Here is a 15,270-nt window from a genome sequence, read left to right as displayed (position 1 = left end):
CGTCAGTCGAACTTCTCGACGCGCAGGCAGGCCGCGCCTTCGCGCACGAACGGCAGGCGCAGCATCTCGACCAGCGCGTGATCGAAGCGTTCCTGGCGGACCACCGAGGTAATCAGCGCGACGTGCGCGTCCTCATTGCCTTGCGGCTCGCGCTGCAGGATCGCCTCGACGCTGATGTCGTGCGTGGCGAGGATCGTCGTCAGCTTCGACAGCACGCCGGCTTCGTCGGCGACCTTCAGGCGCAGGTAGAACGCGCTGGCGACCGCCGACATCGGCAGCACCGGCAGCGGCTGCACGGCGTCCGGCTGGAAGGCCAGTGCCGGCACCGCGTGGCTCGGATCGGCGCCGAGGCCGCGCGCCAGATCGACGAGGTCGGCGATCACCGCCGACGCCGTCGCGTCGCCGCCGGCGCCGCGCCCGTAGAGGCCGACCTCGCCGACCGCGTTGCCGCGCACCAGCACCGAATTCAGCACGCCGTCGACCTTGGCCAGCAGCGACGTCTCCGGCACCAGCGTCGGATGCACACGCAGTTCGACGCCGGCATCGCCGCGCTTGGCGATGCCGAGCAGCTTGATGCGGTAGCCGAACACCTGCGCGATCTGGATGTCCTGCGGCGTGACGCGCGTGATGCCCTCGGTCGTCACCGACGCGGCGTCGAGCGGCATGCCGAAGGCGATGCTGGCGAGGATCGTCAGCTTGTGCGCAGCGTCGAGGCCCTCGATGTCGAAAGTCGGATCGGCCTCGGCGTAGCCGAGCCGCTGCGCGTCGCGCAGCGCGTCGGCGAAGCTCTGCCCCTTCTCCTGCATCTGCGTCAGGATGTAGTTGCAGGTGCCGTTGATGATGCCGGCGAGGCGCTCGATGCGGTTGCCGGCCAGACCCTCGCGGATCGCCTTGATGACCGGAATGCCGCCGGCGACCGCCGCCTCGAAGGCGATGCTGACGCCGCCGCGGCGCGCCGCGGCGAACACGCGGTTGCCGTCCTCGGCGAGCAGCGCCTTGTTGGCGGTGACGACCGGCTTGCCGCGCCCGACCGCGGCCTCGATCAGCTCGCGCGCCGGACTGATGCCGCCGATCAGCTCGACGACGATGTCGACGTCGGCCTCGCGCGCGACCGTCATCGGGTCGGTGACGACGCTGACGCCGGACAGGTCGCAGTCGCGCGGCTTGGCCGGATCGCGCGCCGCGGCGTGCGTGACGAGCAGCGGCCGGCCGACGCGCCGCGTGATTTCGGCGGCGTTGTCCTTCAGCAGGCGCAGCACGCCCTGGCCGACCGTGCCCAGGCCGATCACACCGACGCGGATCGGAGCCACGCTCATGCCTTGGCCTCTTTGAGCATCTTCTTGATGCCGCGGATCGCCTGGCGGGTGCGCTGCTCGTTTTCGATCAGCGCGAAGCGCACGTGCGTGTCGCCGTATTCGCCGAAGCCGATGCCCGGCGAGACCGCGACCTTGGCCTCTTCCATCAGGCGCTTGGAGAACTCCAGCGAGCCGAGGTGCTTGAACGGCTCCGGAATCTCGGCCCAGACGAACATCGTCGCCTTGGGCTTGTCGACCTTCCAGCCGGCGGCGTTGAGGCCTTCGCAGAGCACGTCGCGGCGCACTTCGTACATGTGGCGGATCTCGGCGACGCACTGCTGCGGGCCTTCGAGCGCGGCGATCGCGGCGACCTGGATCGGCGTGAACATGCCGTAGTCGAGATAGCTCTTGATGCGCGCCAGCGCCGCGACCAGCGTCGGGTTGCCAGCCATGAAGCCGACGCGCCAGCCCGGCATGTTGTAGCTCTTCGACAGCGTGAAGAACTCGACGGCGATGTCCTTGGCGCCCGGCACCTGCAGTACGCTCGGCGCGGTGTAGCCGTCGAACACGATGTCGGCGTAGGCCAGATCGTGGACCAGCCAGATCTCGTGCTCGCGGCAGATCGCGACGACCTTCTCGAAGAATTCGAGATCGACGCAATGCGTCGTCGGGTTGGCCGGGAAGTTCAGGATCAGCATCTTCGGCGCCGGCCACGATTCCTTGATCGCGCGCTGCAGCTCCTCGAAGAAATCGACGTCCGGCGTCATGCGCACATGGCGCACGTCGGCGCCGGCCAGCACCACGCCGTACGGGTGGATCGGGTACGCCGGGTTCGGCACCAGCACCACGTCGCCGGGGCCGAGCGTCGCGAACGCCAGGTGCGCGAGGCCTTCCTTCGAGCCGATCGTGGCGATCACTTCGCTGTCCGGATCGAGGTCGACGTCGTAGCGCGTCTTGTACCAGCGCGCCATCGCGCGGCGCAGGCGCGGGATGCCCTTGGACACCGAGTAGCGGTGCGTGTGCGTGCCGTCCTCGTCGTGCAGCTCGGGCTTGACGTAGTCGGAGTCGGTGCCGCGCACCGAGGCCTCGACCAGCTTGTCGAGAATGTGCTTGGGCGTCGGCTGGTCGGGGTTGCCCATCGAGAAATCGATGACGTCGTCGCCGCGAGCTCGGGCAGCCTTCTTCAAATCGCCGACGATGTTGAAGACGTAAGGCGGCAAGCGCTGAATGCGCGGGAAGACGGTTTTCACGGGATTCCTGGATGGATGAAGGGGAACAGCGGGGGTGACGCGCTCCGGACGGAGCCCAAAAACGGGGGCGGTATTAAAGCAAGTTGGGGGTTTCCCCGCAAGCGAAAAACCGTCGTCAAACCCTTGTCGGAATTGGATTTGCGCGGCCTGGCGGCGGTCTTTTGCCGCCGCTTGCCCAGCACAGCCGGCCCGCTTTCGCCTTGATCTGCGTCAGGGGAGGCCCGGGGAGGGCTCCCTAGCATCGGGCCGCCCGTCTTTGGGTGTGCACCGACTCCCCTACCGATGTCACGCCGTCCCCGCCTCGCCCCGTCCGAGATTCCGCAGCGCCAGGTCATCCGCGGCTGGCTGCAGGAATTCCGCTCGCGCAGCACGCTGCGCGCCCTGCTCCTGAGCGGCTTCGACCTGCTGCTGTTCGCCGCGCTGCTGGTGGCGATCGTGCGCGTCGAGTCGCCGATCGCCCAGCTGCTGCTCGCCGTCGCCGAAGGCTTCGTCATCGGCCGCCTGTTCATCATCGGCCACGATGCCTGCCACCAGGCGCTGACCGACAGCCACCGCCTGAACCGCTGGCTCGGCCGACTCGTGTTCCTGCCGTCGCTGACCCCTTACAGCCTCTGGGAGGTCGGCCACAACGTCGTCCACCACGGCTACACCAACCTCAAGGGCTTCGACTTCGTCTGGGCGCCGCTGACGCCGGCGGAGTACCGCGCGCTGCCGCGCTGGCGCCGCCGGCTCGAACGCCTGTACCGCAGCGGCTGGGCGCCGGGCCTTTACTACCTGATCGAGATCTGGTGGCTGCGCATGATGTTCCCGAGCCAGCGCTACATGAAGGCGCGGCGCCCGGCCTTCCTCTGGGACAACCTGCTGGTCAGCGCCGCGGCGCTGCTGTGGATCGGCGGCCTCGTGCTCGCCGCGCAGGCCACCGGCCAGGCGGCCTGGTGGCTGGTGCTGGTCGGCTTCGTCGTGCCGTTCCTCGCCTGGAATATGCTGGTCGGCTTCGTCGTCTACGTGCACCACACGCATCCGCGCATCCGCTGGTACGCCGACAAGGAGAACTGGGCGAAGTCGGTGCCGTTCGTGTCGACCACGGTGCACCTGCGCCTGCCGTTCGGCCTCGGCGCCGCGCTGCACCAGATCCTCGAGCACACCGCGCACCACGTCGACATGGGCATCCCGCTGTACGGCCTGCCGGAGGCGCAGCGCCGCCTCGAAGCGGCACTGCCCGAGCACATCGTCGTGCAGGACTTCTCGTGGCGCTGGTACTTCGACACCGCGCAGCGCTGCGCGCTGTACGACCTGGAACAGAACCGCTGGACCGATTTCGCCGGCCGCCCGAGCGAAGCGCCGCTGCCGGCTACGGCGCCCTGACCCGGGCCGGCAGCTTCTGCGCGGGGCTGATCGGCTGGCCCTTCTCGCGGATTTCGAAGTGCAGCAGCGGCTTGTTCTCGGGGCCGAGACCCATTTCGGCGATCGGCTGGCCGGCGGTGACGATGTCGCCTTCCTTGACGTAGCGCGTGCGGTTGTAGCCGTAGGCGGACAGGTAGACGTCGTCGTGCTTGATGATGACGAGCTCGCCGTAGCCCTTCAGCGCGTTGCCGCTGTAGACGACGCGGCCGGGCGCGGCAGCGAGCACCGGCTGGCCGACGACGCCGCTGAAATCGACCCCCTTGCTGCCCTGCTGGCCGAAGCCGCGCACGACCGCGGCGCCGTTGACGGGCCAGCCCCAGCTGTAGCCGCCGACCTGATCGACCGGCTTCGGCGGCGGCGGGGGCGGCGGCGCGACGGCCGGCGGCGGCGTGTCGGCGGTGACCGCCTGGGCGCCGGCCGTGCTGGCGTCCTCGATCGGCCGCGACTGCATCTGATCGGTCTGGAAGCGCTGCTGCGGCCGCGCCACGGCGACCGCCGGGCCACGCGGCGGCCGCAGGCGCAGGATCTGGCCGGGACGGATCAGGTAATCGCCGCCGATGTCGTTCCAGCGCGCCAGCTCCCGGTAGTCGAGACTGTTGCGGAAGGCAATGCCGAACACGGTGTCGCCGCGCTGCACGACGTACTCCTGCGGACCCGGCATGCGCTCGGGCACCACGGGTCCGACATCGCGCTTCTTCTTGCCGTCCTCCCACGACGACCAGCCGGCGCAGCCCTGCAGCAGCAGCACGGCGAGCAGCGGGCCCGCGTAGCGGGTCTTGGCGAAATGGCTCATGCAGACGGTCCGTGGTCGGCCGGACGCTAGCGCCCGGCGGTGGTCTTGCGGCCCTTCAACAGGAATCTCAGCACAAACACGGTGCACAGCAAAAGGGCCGCGACACCGATCTCGTCCGAATAATGCCGCATCGCCTGCGCCGCCGACTCGCCGAACCAGTAGCCGATGCTGACCAGCACCGCGCACCACAGCGTCGCGCCGATCGCGGTGGCGAGCATGAACGGCGCCAGCGGCATGCCGAACACGCCCGGCGGCAGCGAGATCAGATGGCGGATCACCGGAATGAAACGGCCGACGAAGGTCGCCCACACGGCATTGCGCAGGAACAGGCGCTCGGCCTCATGGTATTTGCGCTCGTCGATCAGGAACCAGCGGCCGTAGCGCAGCAGGAACGCGCGCCCGGCATAGCGGCCGAGCGCGTAGTTGATGCTGGCGCCGAGCAGCGAGCCGGCGCCGCCGGACAGCGCCGCGAGCGCCGGGTCGAGTTCGCCGCGCCGGGCCAGATAGCCGGCCGGAATCATCACCAGCTCCGACGGCACCGGGAACAGGCTCGACTCCAGCGCCATCAGGAAGAAAATCTCGACGTAGCCCAGATGCGCGACGTACTGCTCGACCCAAGCGGTGAAGACGTGCATGCGTAACGGTTCCTCCCTGAACCTAGTCCCCTGCCCCGCCTGCAGCGGAACAAGATGAAACGGACGGCTCGCGTCGCAGCGCATGCCGCAGCCCGCGGGCGCGGCCACTACATGCGCCAAGCCGCCGTTTCGCGTCTCGATATTGCCGGGGCACGGCCTAGACCTTGCCCGACAGCAGCGGCACGAAGCTGACCCAGCCCAGATCCTGCTCGCGGAACGCCGAACCGCGGCGCTCGACGAGCTTGAGCGTCTGCCGGCCCTGCGGGCCGACCGGAATGACCAGGCGCCCGCCCGGCGCGAGCTGCTCGAGCAGCGCCGGCGGCACGCGCTCGGCGCCGGCGGTGACGAGGATGCCGTCGTACGGCGCGTACGGCAGCCAGCCGTTCATGCCGTCGGCATAGCCGAAGTGCACGTTGCGGCAGCCGAGCGCGGCGAGCCGCGCGCGCGCCTGCTCCGACAGCGCCTTGATGCGCTCGACCGTGAACAGCGTGCCGACCAGTTCGGCGAGCACCGCGGTCTGGTAGCCGCTGCCGGTACCGACCTCGAGCACACGTTCGAGCGGCCGCCGCCCCTGCGTCAGCGCCTGCGTCATGTAGGCGACGACCACCGGCTGCGAGATGGTCTGCGCATGGCCGATCGGCAGCGCGTTGTTCTCGTAGGCACGGTTCTTCAGCGCGTCGTCGACGAACTGCTCGCGCGGCACCTTGGCGACGGCAGCCAGCACCGCCGGGTCCTGCACGCCGGCGGCGCGGATCTCGTCGAGCAGGCGCGTCCGCGCGCTGGCGATCGCGCCGACCGCCGGCCGCGGCGTCTGCGCACGCGGCGTCACAGGCTGCTCGCCCAGCGGCCGACGCGCTCGAGCATGCTGTGCCGCGTCAGATCGACGAGCAGCGGCGTGATCGACACGCGGCCGTTGGCGACCGCGTTGAAATCGGTGCCCGGCCCGCAGTCGGCCTCGGCGCCGGCGGCGCCGATCCAGTAGATCGTGCGGCCGCGCGGATCGCGCGACTTCAGCACTTCCTCGGCACGGTGGCGGTTGCCGGCGCGCGTCACCTCGAAACCCTGCAGCGCCTCGAACGGCCGGTCCGGCACGTTGACGTTGAGGATGGTGTCGCCGGGCAGCGGGTCGCGCTCGACCTGTTCGAGCAGGCGCAGCACGACGCGCGCGGCGGCCTCGTAGTGCTCCGGCGAATGCGAGACGTTCGATACCGCGATCGCCGAATAGCCGAGGTGGCGGCCTTCCATCGCTGCGGCGACGGTGCCCGAGTACAGGGTGTCGTCGCCGAGGTTGGCGCCGGCGTTGATGCCGGAGACGACGATGTCCGGCTTGAAGTCGAGCAGGCCGTTCAGCGCCAGATGCACGCAGTCGGTCGGCGTACCGTCGACGCAGATCGTGCCGTCGTCGTGGCGCAGCGCGCGCAGCGGATTGAGCACGGTCAGCGAGTTACTGGCGCCGCTGCGGTTGCGGTCGGGCGCGACGACCTGGACCTCGTGGCGGGTCCGCAGCTGCTCGCGCAGGCACACCAGGCCTGGCGCGTGGCAGCCGTCATCGTTCGAAAGCAGGATTTTCATGGGGCGTAGCGGATGGTCGGCGACAGTTTAGCGGATATGATCTGGCGACCACGGCCTGCCTTCGTGACCGAACCGTGACCGACGACGCTCCTGACGCCTCTTCCGACGATGCCGCGCTGTTCCGCCTGGCGATGCAGGGCGTGCGCCTGCAGCCGCCGTCGCCGCGCGTGTCCGCTCGCGCCGACGCGCCAGCACCGGTACCGCAACCGCGCCAGCGCCAGGCCGACGAGCTCGAAGCGCTGCGCTCGCTGCTGGACGCCGAACCCGACGAAATCGAGAGCGGCGACACCCTGCTCTACCGCGCGCCTGGCGTGCAGGACGCGGTGATGCGCCGCCTGCGCCGCGGGCATTACCGGATCGAAGCGGAGCTGGACCTGCACGGCCTCAACCGCGATCGCGCCAAGCTCGCCGTCGCGCAGTTCCTCGCCCGCTGCCATCACCGCGACCAGCGCTGCGTGCGCATCATCCACGGCAAGGGCAACGGCTCGCCGAACAGCGGCCCGGTCATCAAGGCTCTGCTCGGCAGCTGGCTGCGGCGCCGCAAGGACGTGCTCGCCTACTGCTCGGCGCGCGCCGTCGACGGCGGCACCGGCGCGGTCTACGTGCTGGTGCGCGCGCTGTAGCGCACGCGGCCGTTCAGGGCAGCGGCCCGGTTTGCGGCTTGCGGCCGGTCAGCTCGAGTTCGAGCTGGCCGAGCAGTTGCCGGAAACGTTGTGCGCCGGCGAGGCGCGCGATCTGCAGGCCGCCCTGCAGCGCGGCGCCGACTTCCACCGCTTTGTCGTAAGCGTCGCCCTGGAAGCGCAGCTTGCCCTCGCGCCGCCCCTCTTCCAGCGTCAGCACCAGCCAGGCGTAGATCTCGCGCATCAGCAGCCGCGCCTCGACCCGCATCGTGTCGGACAGCGTGCCGAACTCGGCGCCGAGCACGCCGCCCGGGCACAGGCGCCCCTCGTCGGTCTCCAGATGCTCGAGATAAATGCGGAAGTAGGCCTGCAGGCGCGTCCACGCGTCGGCGTCGAACTCCAGCTCGCGCACCCAGTTCTGGAAGCTTTCGCGGTAGCGACGCACCAACGCGACGCCGAGGTCGTCCTTGGTCGGAAAGTGATAATGGATCGCCGCCGTGCGCAGGCCGAGCTGCGTCGCGATGTGCTGATAGCTGAAACCATTGAAGCCGCGCCGCTGCAACAGCTGCTCGGCGCAACCGAGGATCGCCGAGCGGGTATCGGGCTGGCCTCGCGGCCTGCGGCGCGGCTTGCGGTCTGCGGCTTGCAACATGGCTCAGTGTAGGTCCGCGCCGAAAGCCGTCGCAAGCGGCGCTACGCGCCCTGCAGCAGCACCACGGCATGCGCGGCGAGGCCTTCCTTGCGGCCGATCGCGTCCATGCCTTCGTTGGTCGTCGCCTTGACATTGACGCAGCCGACGTCGACGCCGAGGCCGGCGGCGAGCTGCTCGCGCATTGCGTCGGTATGGGCCGACACGCGCGGGGCCTGGGCGACCAGGCTCACGTCGGCATTGACGACCGCGTAACCGGCGGCGTGCACGCGCCGCATCACCTCGGTCAGCAGGCGCCGGCTGTCGATGCCGCGATACTGCGGGTCGTGATCCGGGAACAGCTTGCCGATGTCGCCGCCGGCGATCGCGCCGAGCAGCGCGTCGCACAGCGCATGGATGATGGCGTCGCCGTCGGAATGCGCGATGACGCGGTACGCGCACGGAATGAACACGCCGCCCAGATGCACGCCCTCGCCCGCTTCGAGGCGGTGCGTGTCGTAACCGTGACCGATGCGCAGCTTCATCGTCGATACCTCAGGAACGCCCGGCCTGCTGCTGCAGCCAGAACTCGGCGAGCTGCAGGTCTTCCGGATAGGTGACCTTGATGTTCGATTCGCGACCGCGCACGAGGCGCGGCTTGTAACCGCCCCGCTCCATCGCCCCGGCCTCGTCGGTCACTTCGAGGCCGCGCTCGGCGCAGGCCTGCAGCGCCTGGCGCAGCGTCTGCAGCCGGAACATCTGCGGCGTTTGCGCGCGCCAGTAGAAGGCGCGGTCGACGGTCTCGGCGATACGGCTCTGCTTGTTGGCGCGCTTGAGCGTGTCGGTGACCGGCAGCGCCAGGATGCCGCCGTGCTCGTCGTCGGCCTCCTCGCAGAGCCGGTCGATGTCGCCGGCCTGCACGCAGGGCCGCGCGGCGTCGTGGACGAGCACATAGACCTCGCGAAAGCGCGCGGTGCGTTCGGCGACTGCCTCCAGCCCCGCCAGCACCGACTCGGCACGCGCGGCGCCGCCGCTGGTGGTGACGATGCGCGGATGGCGCGCGATCGGCAGCTGCGCGAACTCGCTGTCGCTGCGCGGCAGCACCACGACGATGCCGTCGATCCATTCCGCCTGCAGGAACGGCGCCAGCGACCACTCGATCAGCGTGCGCCCGCGCAGCGGCAGGTACTGCTTCGGCCGGCCGCCGCCCATGCGCGTGCCGCCGCCGGCCGCCGGCACCACCGCCCAGTAACGCGGCACCGCGGGCGGCCCCGGCCGGTTGGCGGCGCTCATCGCCGGCTCCGCAAGCTGCCGACCGGGATCAGGCTCGGCGGCACGACGACGCACGACAACGCCAGCGGCAACCGGCGGTCGAAACCGCCGGCGCCGCGACGCCAGGAAAGAACGGACGGCATGCGCTTACGGCTGGACGACAAGATAGAAGGTCTCGCCTTCCTTGATCATGCCCATCGTCGTGCGCGCACGGCCCTCGATCGCGACGACGCCGGAGTTCAGATCCTGAACCTCGGCGTCGAGCGTGGCGTTGCGCGCACGCAGGCGCTCGTTCTCGGCCTGCTGCGCCGCCACCTCGCCCTTGAGCCGATGCGTGTGGGCGACGCCGCCATTGGCGACCCACAGCCGCCACTGCAGCGCGAGCAGCAGCACGGCGAGGACGGCGAGGACGGCGCGCTGGGCCATGCCGCAGGCGGCGCCTTACAGCACGATCGGGAACGCGCCGGCGCCCGGGTAGCGGGCGCGCTTGCCGAGCTTGCGCTCGATGCGCAGCAGCTGGTTGTACTTGGCCATGCGGTCCGAGCGGCACAGCGAGCCGGTCTTGATCTGCGTGGCGGTGGTGCCGACCGCGATATCGGCGATCGTCGCATCCTCGGTCTCACCCGAGCGATGGCTGACGACGCTGGTGTAGCCGGCGTCGGTCGCCATCTGGATCGCTTCCAGCGTCTCGGTCAGCGTGCCGATCTGGTTCGGCTTGATCAGGATCGAGTTGGCGACGCCGCGGATGATGCCTTCGGCGAGGATCTTGGTGTTGGTGACGAACAGATCGTCGCCGACCAGCTGCACCTTGTTGCCGAGCTTCTCGGTCAGGTACTTCCAGCCCTTCCAGTCGCCCTCCGCGCAGCCGTCCTCGACCGAGATGACCGGGTACTTGGCGCAGATGCCGGCGAGGAAGTCGGCGAACTGCTCGCTGGTGAACGACTTGCCTTCACCGTGCAGGTTGTACTTGCCCTTCTCGTAGAACTCGCTCGACGCCACATCCAGACCCAGGTAGACGTCCTTGCCCGGCTTGTAGCCGGCCTTCTCGATCGCCTCGATCAGGCAGTCGAGCGCCGCGGCGTTCGACGGCAGGTTCGGGGCGAAACCGCCCTCGTCGCCGACCGCGGTGTTGAGCTTGCGCGCCTTGAGCACGCCCTTGAGCGTGTGGAAGATCTCCGAGCCGTAGCGCAGCGCTTCGGAGAAGCTCGGCGCACCGACCGGCAGGATCATGAATTCCTGGATGTCGACGTTGTTGTCGGCATGGGCGCCGCCGTTGATGACGTTCATCATCGGCACCGGCAGCGTCACGCTGGAAATGCCGCCGAGATACTGGAACAGCGGCAGGAAGTTCTCCTCGGCGGCGGCCTTGGCGGTCGCCAGCGACACCGCGAGGATCGCGTTGGCGCCGAGCTTGGACTTGTTCTCGGTGCCGTCGAGCTCGATCATCGTGTGGTCGACGAGCGCCTGCTCCTGCGCATCGAGGCCGCTGACGGCCTTGGCGATCGGACCTTCGACGTTGGCGACCGCCTTGGTCACGCCTTTGCCGAGATAGCGGGCCTTGCCCTTCTTCGGCGCGCCGTCGCGCAACTCGACCGCCTCGCGGCTCCCGGTCGAAGCGCCGCTCGGCGCCGCCGCACGGCCGACCGCACCGGATTCCAGCTCGACTTCGGCTTCGACGGTCGGGTTGCCGCGCGAATCGATGATTTCCAGGGCGGTGACTTTGACGATCTTCGACATGGGGAGAACGAACTCCGGCTGAGTGGTAAAGATCGTCAATTCTAGCCTGCACGCCCAGTCCCGTCATGAACGGCACCGCCGCGCACCCCTGGAACAGGGTGTTTTGTAGGCGCTGGGCTGACACGCACAGTTTTTCCCCGATAGCGCGCGGACGCACGCGTCCGCTACGCTCGCCGCCAGGGAGTTGGGTACGCCAGGGACGGCCCAAGGGATCTTTCTGGGGAAGGAAGATCGCCATTTTCCGCGCTACCGCTTTTCGTGTTCTATGGGGGATACATCGATGAAACCTTATACGGCTCGCCTGCCGGCGGGTCCGCGCGTCCTGGCGTTCGCGCTGCTGGCGGCCAGCAGCCTTGCCCAGGCGACGCCGGACCGCAGCAGCACCGACCGCAGCCAGCTGCTCGCCCAGTTGCGCGGCAACACCGGCGACCGCCTCAGCGAGGCGCGCATCAGCGCCGACCAGTACAGCGCCGTGCACGCCCGCAGCGGCGTGCCGCTGATGGCCGACGCCGGCCGCGGCAGCGCCCCGGTCGATCGCGCGCAGTTCTTCCTGTCGGTCTACGGCGGCCTGCACGGCATCAAGAGCCCAGTCACCGAGTTACTGGCGCGCCGCGTGTCGCGCGACGGCAACGGCAACACGCACGTCCATCTCGATCAGGTCTATGAAGGCCTGCCGGTGTTCGGCGCGCGCGTCGTCGTGCACATGAACGACGCCGGCATCATCGGCAGCAACGGCGTCTTCATCGACGACCTCGACGGCCTGTCGACGACGCCGAAGCTGTCGGTCGCGGCGCTGCGCGAGCGCGGCCTCGCCGCCGCCCGCAAGCTGCATCCGGACGCGGCGCTGTCGGTCGAATCGAGCCGGCTGATGATCTATCGCGACGGCCTGCTGCAGGGCGTGCCGGGCCGCAACCATCTCGCCTACGAGGTGATGGTGAAGGGCGAGCCGGGCGCGGCGATCCGCGAGCGCGTGATCGTCGATGCCGACAGCGGTGCGCTGCTGAACCGCATCAACGAGATCCACGGCGTCCTCAACCGCAAGATCTACACGCCGACGATGAGCGTGCCGCCGATCCTCACCGAAGGCAGCGCCCTGGCCCCGGCCGATCCGCCGTTCGCCGGCGACGTCACCGGCTCGGCGCGCAAGCTCGACCTGCCGCAGAACAACCTCTACGTGTTCGCCGGCGGCACCTGGCTGCTCTACAAGAACCTGTTCGGCCGCGACGGCTACGACGACGGCGCGACACCGCCCGAGGAGCAGGTGCAGCGCAGCGTCTATCTCGTCAACCAGAACTGCCCGAACGCGTACTGGGACGGCACTTCGACGAACTACTGCCCGGGTTTCGATGCCGACGACGTGGTCAGCCACGAGTGGAGCCACGCCTATACCGAGTACACGCACGGCCTCGTCTACCAGTACCAGTCGGGCGCGCTCAACGAGGCCTACTCGGACATCTTCGGCGAGACCTACGACCTCGTGAACGGTATCGAGGGCACGCTCGGCATCACGCTGAAGGAAGGCGACTACTTCGAGAACGGCGGCAGCCGCTGGGTGCTGGGCGAGGACATGAGCGAGGTGGCCGCCGGCCTGCTGCTGCGCGACATGTGGGATCCGGACAACTTCGGCGTCAATGTGCGCCTGCTGGGCCTCAACCTGCCGCTGCTCAGCACGCCGTCGCCGGGCAGCGTGATCACGTCCGAGAACTACTACTGCGGCGCCTCCGACAACGGCGGCGTGCACACCAATTCCGGCGTCGCCAACCACGCCTACGCGATGCTGGTCGACGGCAAGGAGTTCAACGGCTACACGATCCCGAAGATCGGCCTGATCAAGGCCGCGCACATCTACTTCCAGGCCGAAACCCACCATCAGACGCCGACCACGAACTTCGCTCAGCACGCCGACGCGCTCGAACAGTCCTGCCAGGAACTGATCGGCGAGCCGCTCAACGATGTGTTCGGCAAGGTTTCCGAAGAGAAGATCAGCGCCGCCGACTGCGACGCCGTGCATACGGCGACGCTGGCCGTCGAATTCCGCGGCAAACCGGCCAGCGGCGACACCCCGGCCCAGAGCGTCGCCCAGAAGTGCGGCTACCAGCCGGTGATCGCGCCGGAAGCGGCCGCGCCGTCGCTGTGCCCGAGCGGCAGCTCGGCGCAGGCCGTGCTCAGCGAGAACTGGGAGGGCGCGAGCTTCCCGCAGGGCTGGACGCGCGGCAAGAACTTCACCGGCGACAGCGAGCCGGCCGACTTCCAGTTCGCGCTCAGCGGCGAGCTGCCGGCGCCGCACAGCGGCCACGCCGCGTTCGCCGCCGACAACACCGGCGGCACCTGCGCGAGCGGCGGCGACCAGTCAGGTTCGCACTGGATGGACAGCCCGGATATCACGCTGGCCGACGACGCCAGCTTCCTGACGTTCTCGCACTTCATGCAGGCCGAGGCCGGCTACGACGGCGGCAATCTGAAGTTCAGCGTCAACGGCGGCGACTTCGCGGTGGTGCCGACCGAGGCCTTCGTCTACGGCCCGCACAGCAGCACCTTTTCGGACGCGCCGATCATCGAGGGCGTGCCCGATCCGCTGGGCCTCTCCGGCAACAACACCAATCCGCTCGCCAGCCAGGTGGCGTGGAGCGGATCGGATCAGGGCGAAGTGACCGGCAGCTGGGGCAAGACCATCGTCGACATCGCCAAGCTCGGCGCAAAGGCCGGCGACAAGATCGTGTTCCGCTGGGAATGGGGCAACGACGGCTGCGGCGGCAACCTCGGCTGGTACGTCGACGACACGCAGATCTACGCCTGCGCCAAGGACGCCGGCGGCACGACCGGCGGCTCGACCACGGGCGGTACGACGACCGGCGGCACGACCACCGGCGGCTCGGGTGGCGGCGGCGGCAGCCTGCTCGGCCTCGACCTGCTGGCCCTGCTCGCGGCGCTGGGCTGGCGACACACGCGGCGCGCGGCCATCTGAGGCAAGCCCGTCACGAAGAAGGCCGGCGCTCGCCGGCCTTCTTTCGTTGACGCCTCACGATGCGTCGCAGACACTGCCGCACGTTTTGCCATCAGACGAGAACATGCCCGCGACCATCCATATTCAGAACATCGCCGTCGGAAACGCGGCGCCGTTCGTCCTTTTCGGCGGCGTCAACGTCCTCGAATCGAAGGACATGGCCCTGCAGGCGGCCGCCGAGTACGTGCGCGTCACGCGCAAACTGGGAATTCCCTACGTCTTCAAAGCCAGCTTCGACAAGGCCAACCGCTCGTCGATCCACTCCTATCGCGGCCCCGGCCTCGAAGAAGGCCTGCGCATCTTCGAAGCGGTGAAGGCCGAGTTCGGCGTGCCGCTGATCACCGACGTGCACGAGCCCTGGCAGGCGGCGCCGGTCGCCGAAGTCGTCGACGTCCTGCAGCTGCCGGCCTTTCTCGCACGGCAGACCGATCTGGTCGTGGCCATGGCCAAGACCGGCCGCGTCATCAACATCAAGAAACCGCAGTTCCTCAGCCCGAGCCAGGTCGGCAACATCGTCGACAAGTTCCGCGAGGCCGGCAACGAGCAGATCATCCTCTGCGATCGCGGCACCTGCTTCGGTTACGACAATCTGGTGGTGGACATGCTTGGCTTCGGCGTCATGAAGAAGTCCACCGGCGGCCTGCCGGTGATCTTCGACGTGACGCACGCGCTGCAGCAGCGCGACCCCGGCGCCGCCGCGTCCGGCGGGCGCCGCTCGCAGGTGCTCGACCTGGCGCGCGCCGGCCTCGCCGTCGGCCTGGCCGGCCTGTTCCTCGAAGCGCACCCGAATCCCGACCAGGCCAAATGCGACGGTCCCAGCGCCCTGCCGCTGGACAAGCTGGAACCGTTCCTCGCCCAGCTCAAGGCGCTCGACGAGCTGGTGAAAGGCTTCGCGCCGCTGGAAATCCGCTAAGAAAGCTCCGGAAAAGCGCATGCCTCGTCACGGCGCGGCGCCGTAGGCGACCCAGCAAGCCGGCGGCGCACGACGCCCGTGGCGCCTCCGGATCACCTGGGCCGCCGCCCGGCCTGGCGCTGACGACCTGATTCAGAACCTCCCCAA

At 69.1% G+C, this 15,270-nt stretch carries 15 protein-coding genes; 4 read left to right on the top strand and 11 right to left on the bottom strand.

Annotation, left to right across the window (positions count from 1 at the left end):
- Positions 1-2: 2 nt before the first annotated feature.
- Both K343_RS0108385 and alaC read right to left on the bottom strand, forming a co-directional pair.
- Complete coding sequence (locus K343_RS0108385) at positions 3-1,316, bottom strand: homoserine dehydrogenase (protein ID WP_211226191.1); 1,314 nt, start codon at positions 1,314-1,316, stop codon at positions 3-5.
- Positions 1,313-2,545: an alanine transaminase gene (gene alaC, locus K343_RS0108380; RefSeq protein WP_028007681.1), complete on the bottom strand. Its 1,233-nt coding sequence runs from the start codon at positions 2,543-2,545 to the stop codon at positions 1,313-1,315. Before alaC ends, K343_RS0108385 begins: the two co-directional genes overlap by 4 nt.
- Positions 2,546-2,827: 282 nt before the next feature.
- On the opposite strand from alaC, the gene K343_RS0108375 reads away from it, so the two are divergent.
- Positions 2,828-3,910 carry a fatty acid desaturase gene (locus tag K343_RS0108375; RefSeq protein WP_028007680.1) on the top strand — a complete coding sequence of 361 codons (1,083 nt, stop codon included), beginning with the start codon at positions 2,828-2,830 and terminating at the stop codon, positions 3,908-3,910.
- On the opposite strand, the gene K343_RS0108370 is transcribed toward K343_RS0108375, so the two are convergent.
- The 4 genes from K343_RS0108370 to surE all read right to left on the bottom strand — a co-directional run bounded on the left by K343_RS0108370 (position 3,897) and on the right by surE (position 6,949).
- Positions 3,897-4,742 carry a peptidoglycan DD-metalloendopeptidase family protein gene (locus K343_RS0108370; protein ID WP_051278068.1) on the bottom strand — a complete coding sequence of 282 codons (846 nt, stop codon included), beginning with the start codon at positions 4,740-4,742 and terminating at the stop codon, positions 3,897-3,899. The two genes, K343_RS0108375 and K343_RS0108370, sit on opposite strands and share 14 nt — an antisense overlap.
- Before the next feature lie 26 nt (positions 4,743-4,768).
- Positions 4,769-5,377, bottom strand: a complete 609-nt coding sequence (locus K343_RS0108365; protein WP_028007678.1) for a DedA family protein — start codon at positions 5,375-5,377, stop codon at positions 4,769-4,771.
- Between the two features lie 157 nt (positions 5,378-5,534).
- The gene (locus K343_RS0108360; RefSeq protein WP_051278067.1) at positions 5,535-6,206 is read right to left on the bottom strand and encodes a protein-L-isoaspartate(D-aspartate) O-methyltransferase; all 672 of its coding nucleotides are present in this window, start codon (positions 6,204-6,206) and stop codon (positions 5,535-5,537) included.
- Positions 6,203-6,949, bottom strand: a complete 747-nt coding sequence (gene surE, locus K343_RS0108355) for a 5'/3'-nucleotidase SurE (RefSeq protein ID WP_028007676.1) — start codon at positions 6,947-6,949, stop codon at positions 6,203-6,205. Before surE ends, K343_RS0108360 begins: the two co-directional genes overlap by 4 nt.
- A 74-nt stretch (positions 6,950-7,023) precedes the next feature.
- Between surE and K343_RS0108350 the strand changes: the two genes are divergently transcribed.
- The gene (locus tag K343_RS0108350; protein ID WP_028007675.1) at positions 7,024-7,572 is read left to right on the top strand and encodes a Smr/MutS family protein; all 549 of its coding nucleotides are present in this window, start codon (positions 7,024-7,026) and stop codon (positions 7,570-7,572) included.
- Between the two features lie 13 nt (positions 7,573-7,585).
- On the opposite strand, the gene K343_RS0108345 is transcribed toward K343_RS0108350, so the two are convergent.
- The 5 genes from K343_RS0108345 to eno form a co-directional block, all read right to left on the bottom strand.
- Positions 7,586-8,221 carry a TetR/AcrR family transcriptional regulator gene (locus tag K343_RS0108345; protein WP_028007674.1) on the bottom strand — a complete coding sequence of 212 codons (636 nt, stop codon included), beginning with the start codon at positions 8,219-8,221 and terminating at the stop codon, positions 7,586-7,588.
- A 41-nt stretch (positions 8,222-8,262) separates the two neighbouring features.
- Positions 8,263-8,742: a 2-C-methyl-D-erythritol 2,4-cyclodiphosphate synthase gene (gene ispF, locus K343_RS0108340; protein ID WP_043112326.1), complete on the bottom strand. Its 480-nt coding sequence runs from the start codon at positions 8,740-8,742 to the stop codon at positions 8,263-8,265.
- Positions 8,743-8,752: 10 nt separating this feature from the next.
- A complete protein-coding gene (gene ispD / locus K343_RS0108335; RefSeq protein ID WP_043112325.1) occupies positions 8,753-9,490 on the bottom strand; it encodes a 2-C-methyl-D-erythritol 4-phosphate cytidylyltransferase in 738 nt (245 codons plus the stop codon).
- 126 nt (positions 9,491-9,616) lie between these two features.
- Complete coding sequence (gene ftsB / locus K343_RS0108330; RefSeq protein ID WP_028007671.1) at positions 9,617-9,895, bottom strand: cell division protein FtsB; 279 nt, start codon at positions 9,893-9,895, stop codon at positions 9,617-9,619.
- 15 nt (positions 9,896-9,910) lie between these two features.
- Complete coding sequence (gene eno, locus K343_RS0108325; RefSeq protein WP_028007670.1) at positions 9,911-11,206, bottom strand: phosphopyruvate hydratase; 1,296 nt, start codon at positions 11,204-11,206, stop codon at positions 9,911-9,913.
- 280 nt (positions 11,207-11,486) lie between these two features.
- Here eno and K343_RS0108320 point away from each other — a divergent pair, with 280 nt between their 5' ends.
- Positions 11,487-14,171: a M4 family metallopeptidase gene (locus K343_RS0108320; protein WP_028007669.1), complete on the top strand. Its 2,685-nt coding sequence runs from the start codon at positions 11,487-11,489 to the stop codon at positions 14,169-14,171.
- A gap of 103 nt (positions 14,172-14,274) precedes the next feature.
- Positions 14,275-15,123: a 3-deoxy-8-phosphooctulonate synthase gene (kdsA, locus tag K343_RS0108315; RefSeq protein ID WP_043112323.1), complete on the top strand. Its 849-nt coding sequence runs from the start codon at positions 14,275-14,277 to the stop codon at positions 15,121-15,123.
- The last annotated feature ends 147 nt before the right edge of the window (positions 15,124-15,270 follow it).

It is taken from the genome of Solimonas flava DSM 18980 (genome assembly GCF_000426685.1).
Taxonomy (GTDB): Bacteria; Pseudomonadota; Gammaproteobacteria; order Nevskiales; family Nevskiaceae; genus Solimonas; species Solimonas flava.
Note: the sequence above shows the minus strand (reverse complement) of the source record. Positions and strands in the feature narration are given on the sequence as shown.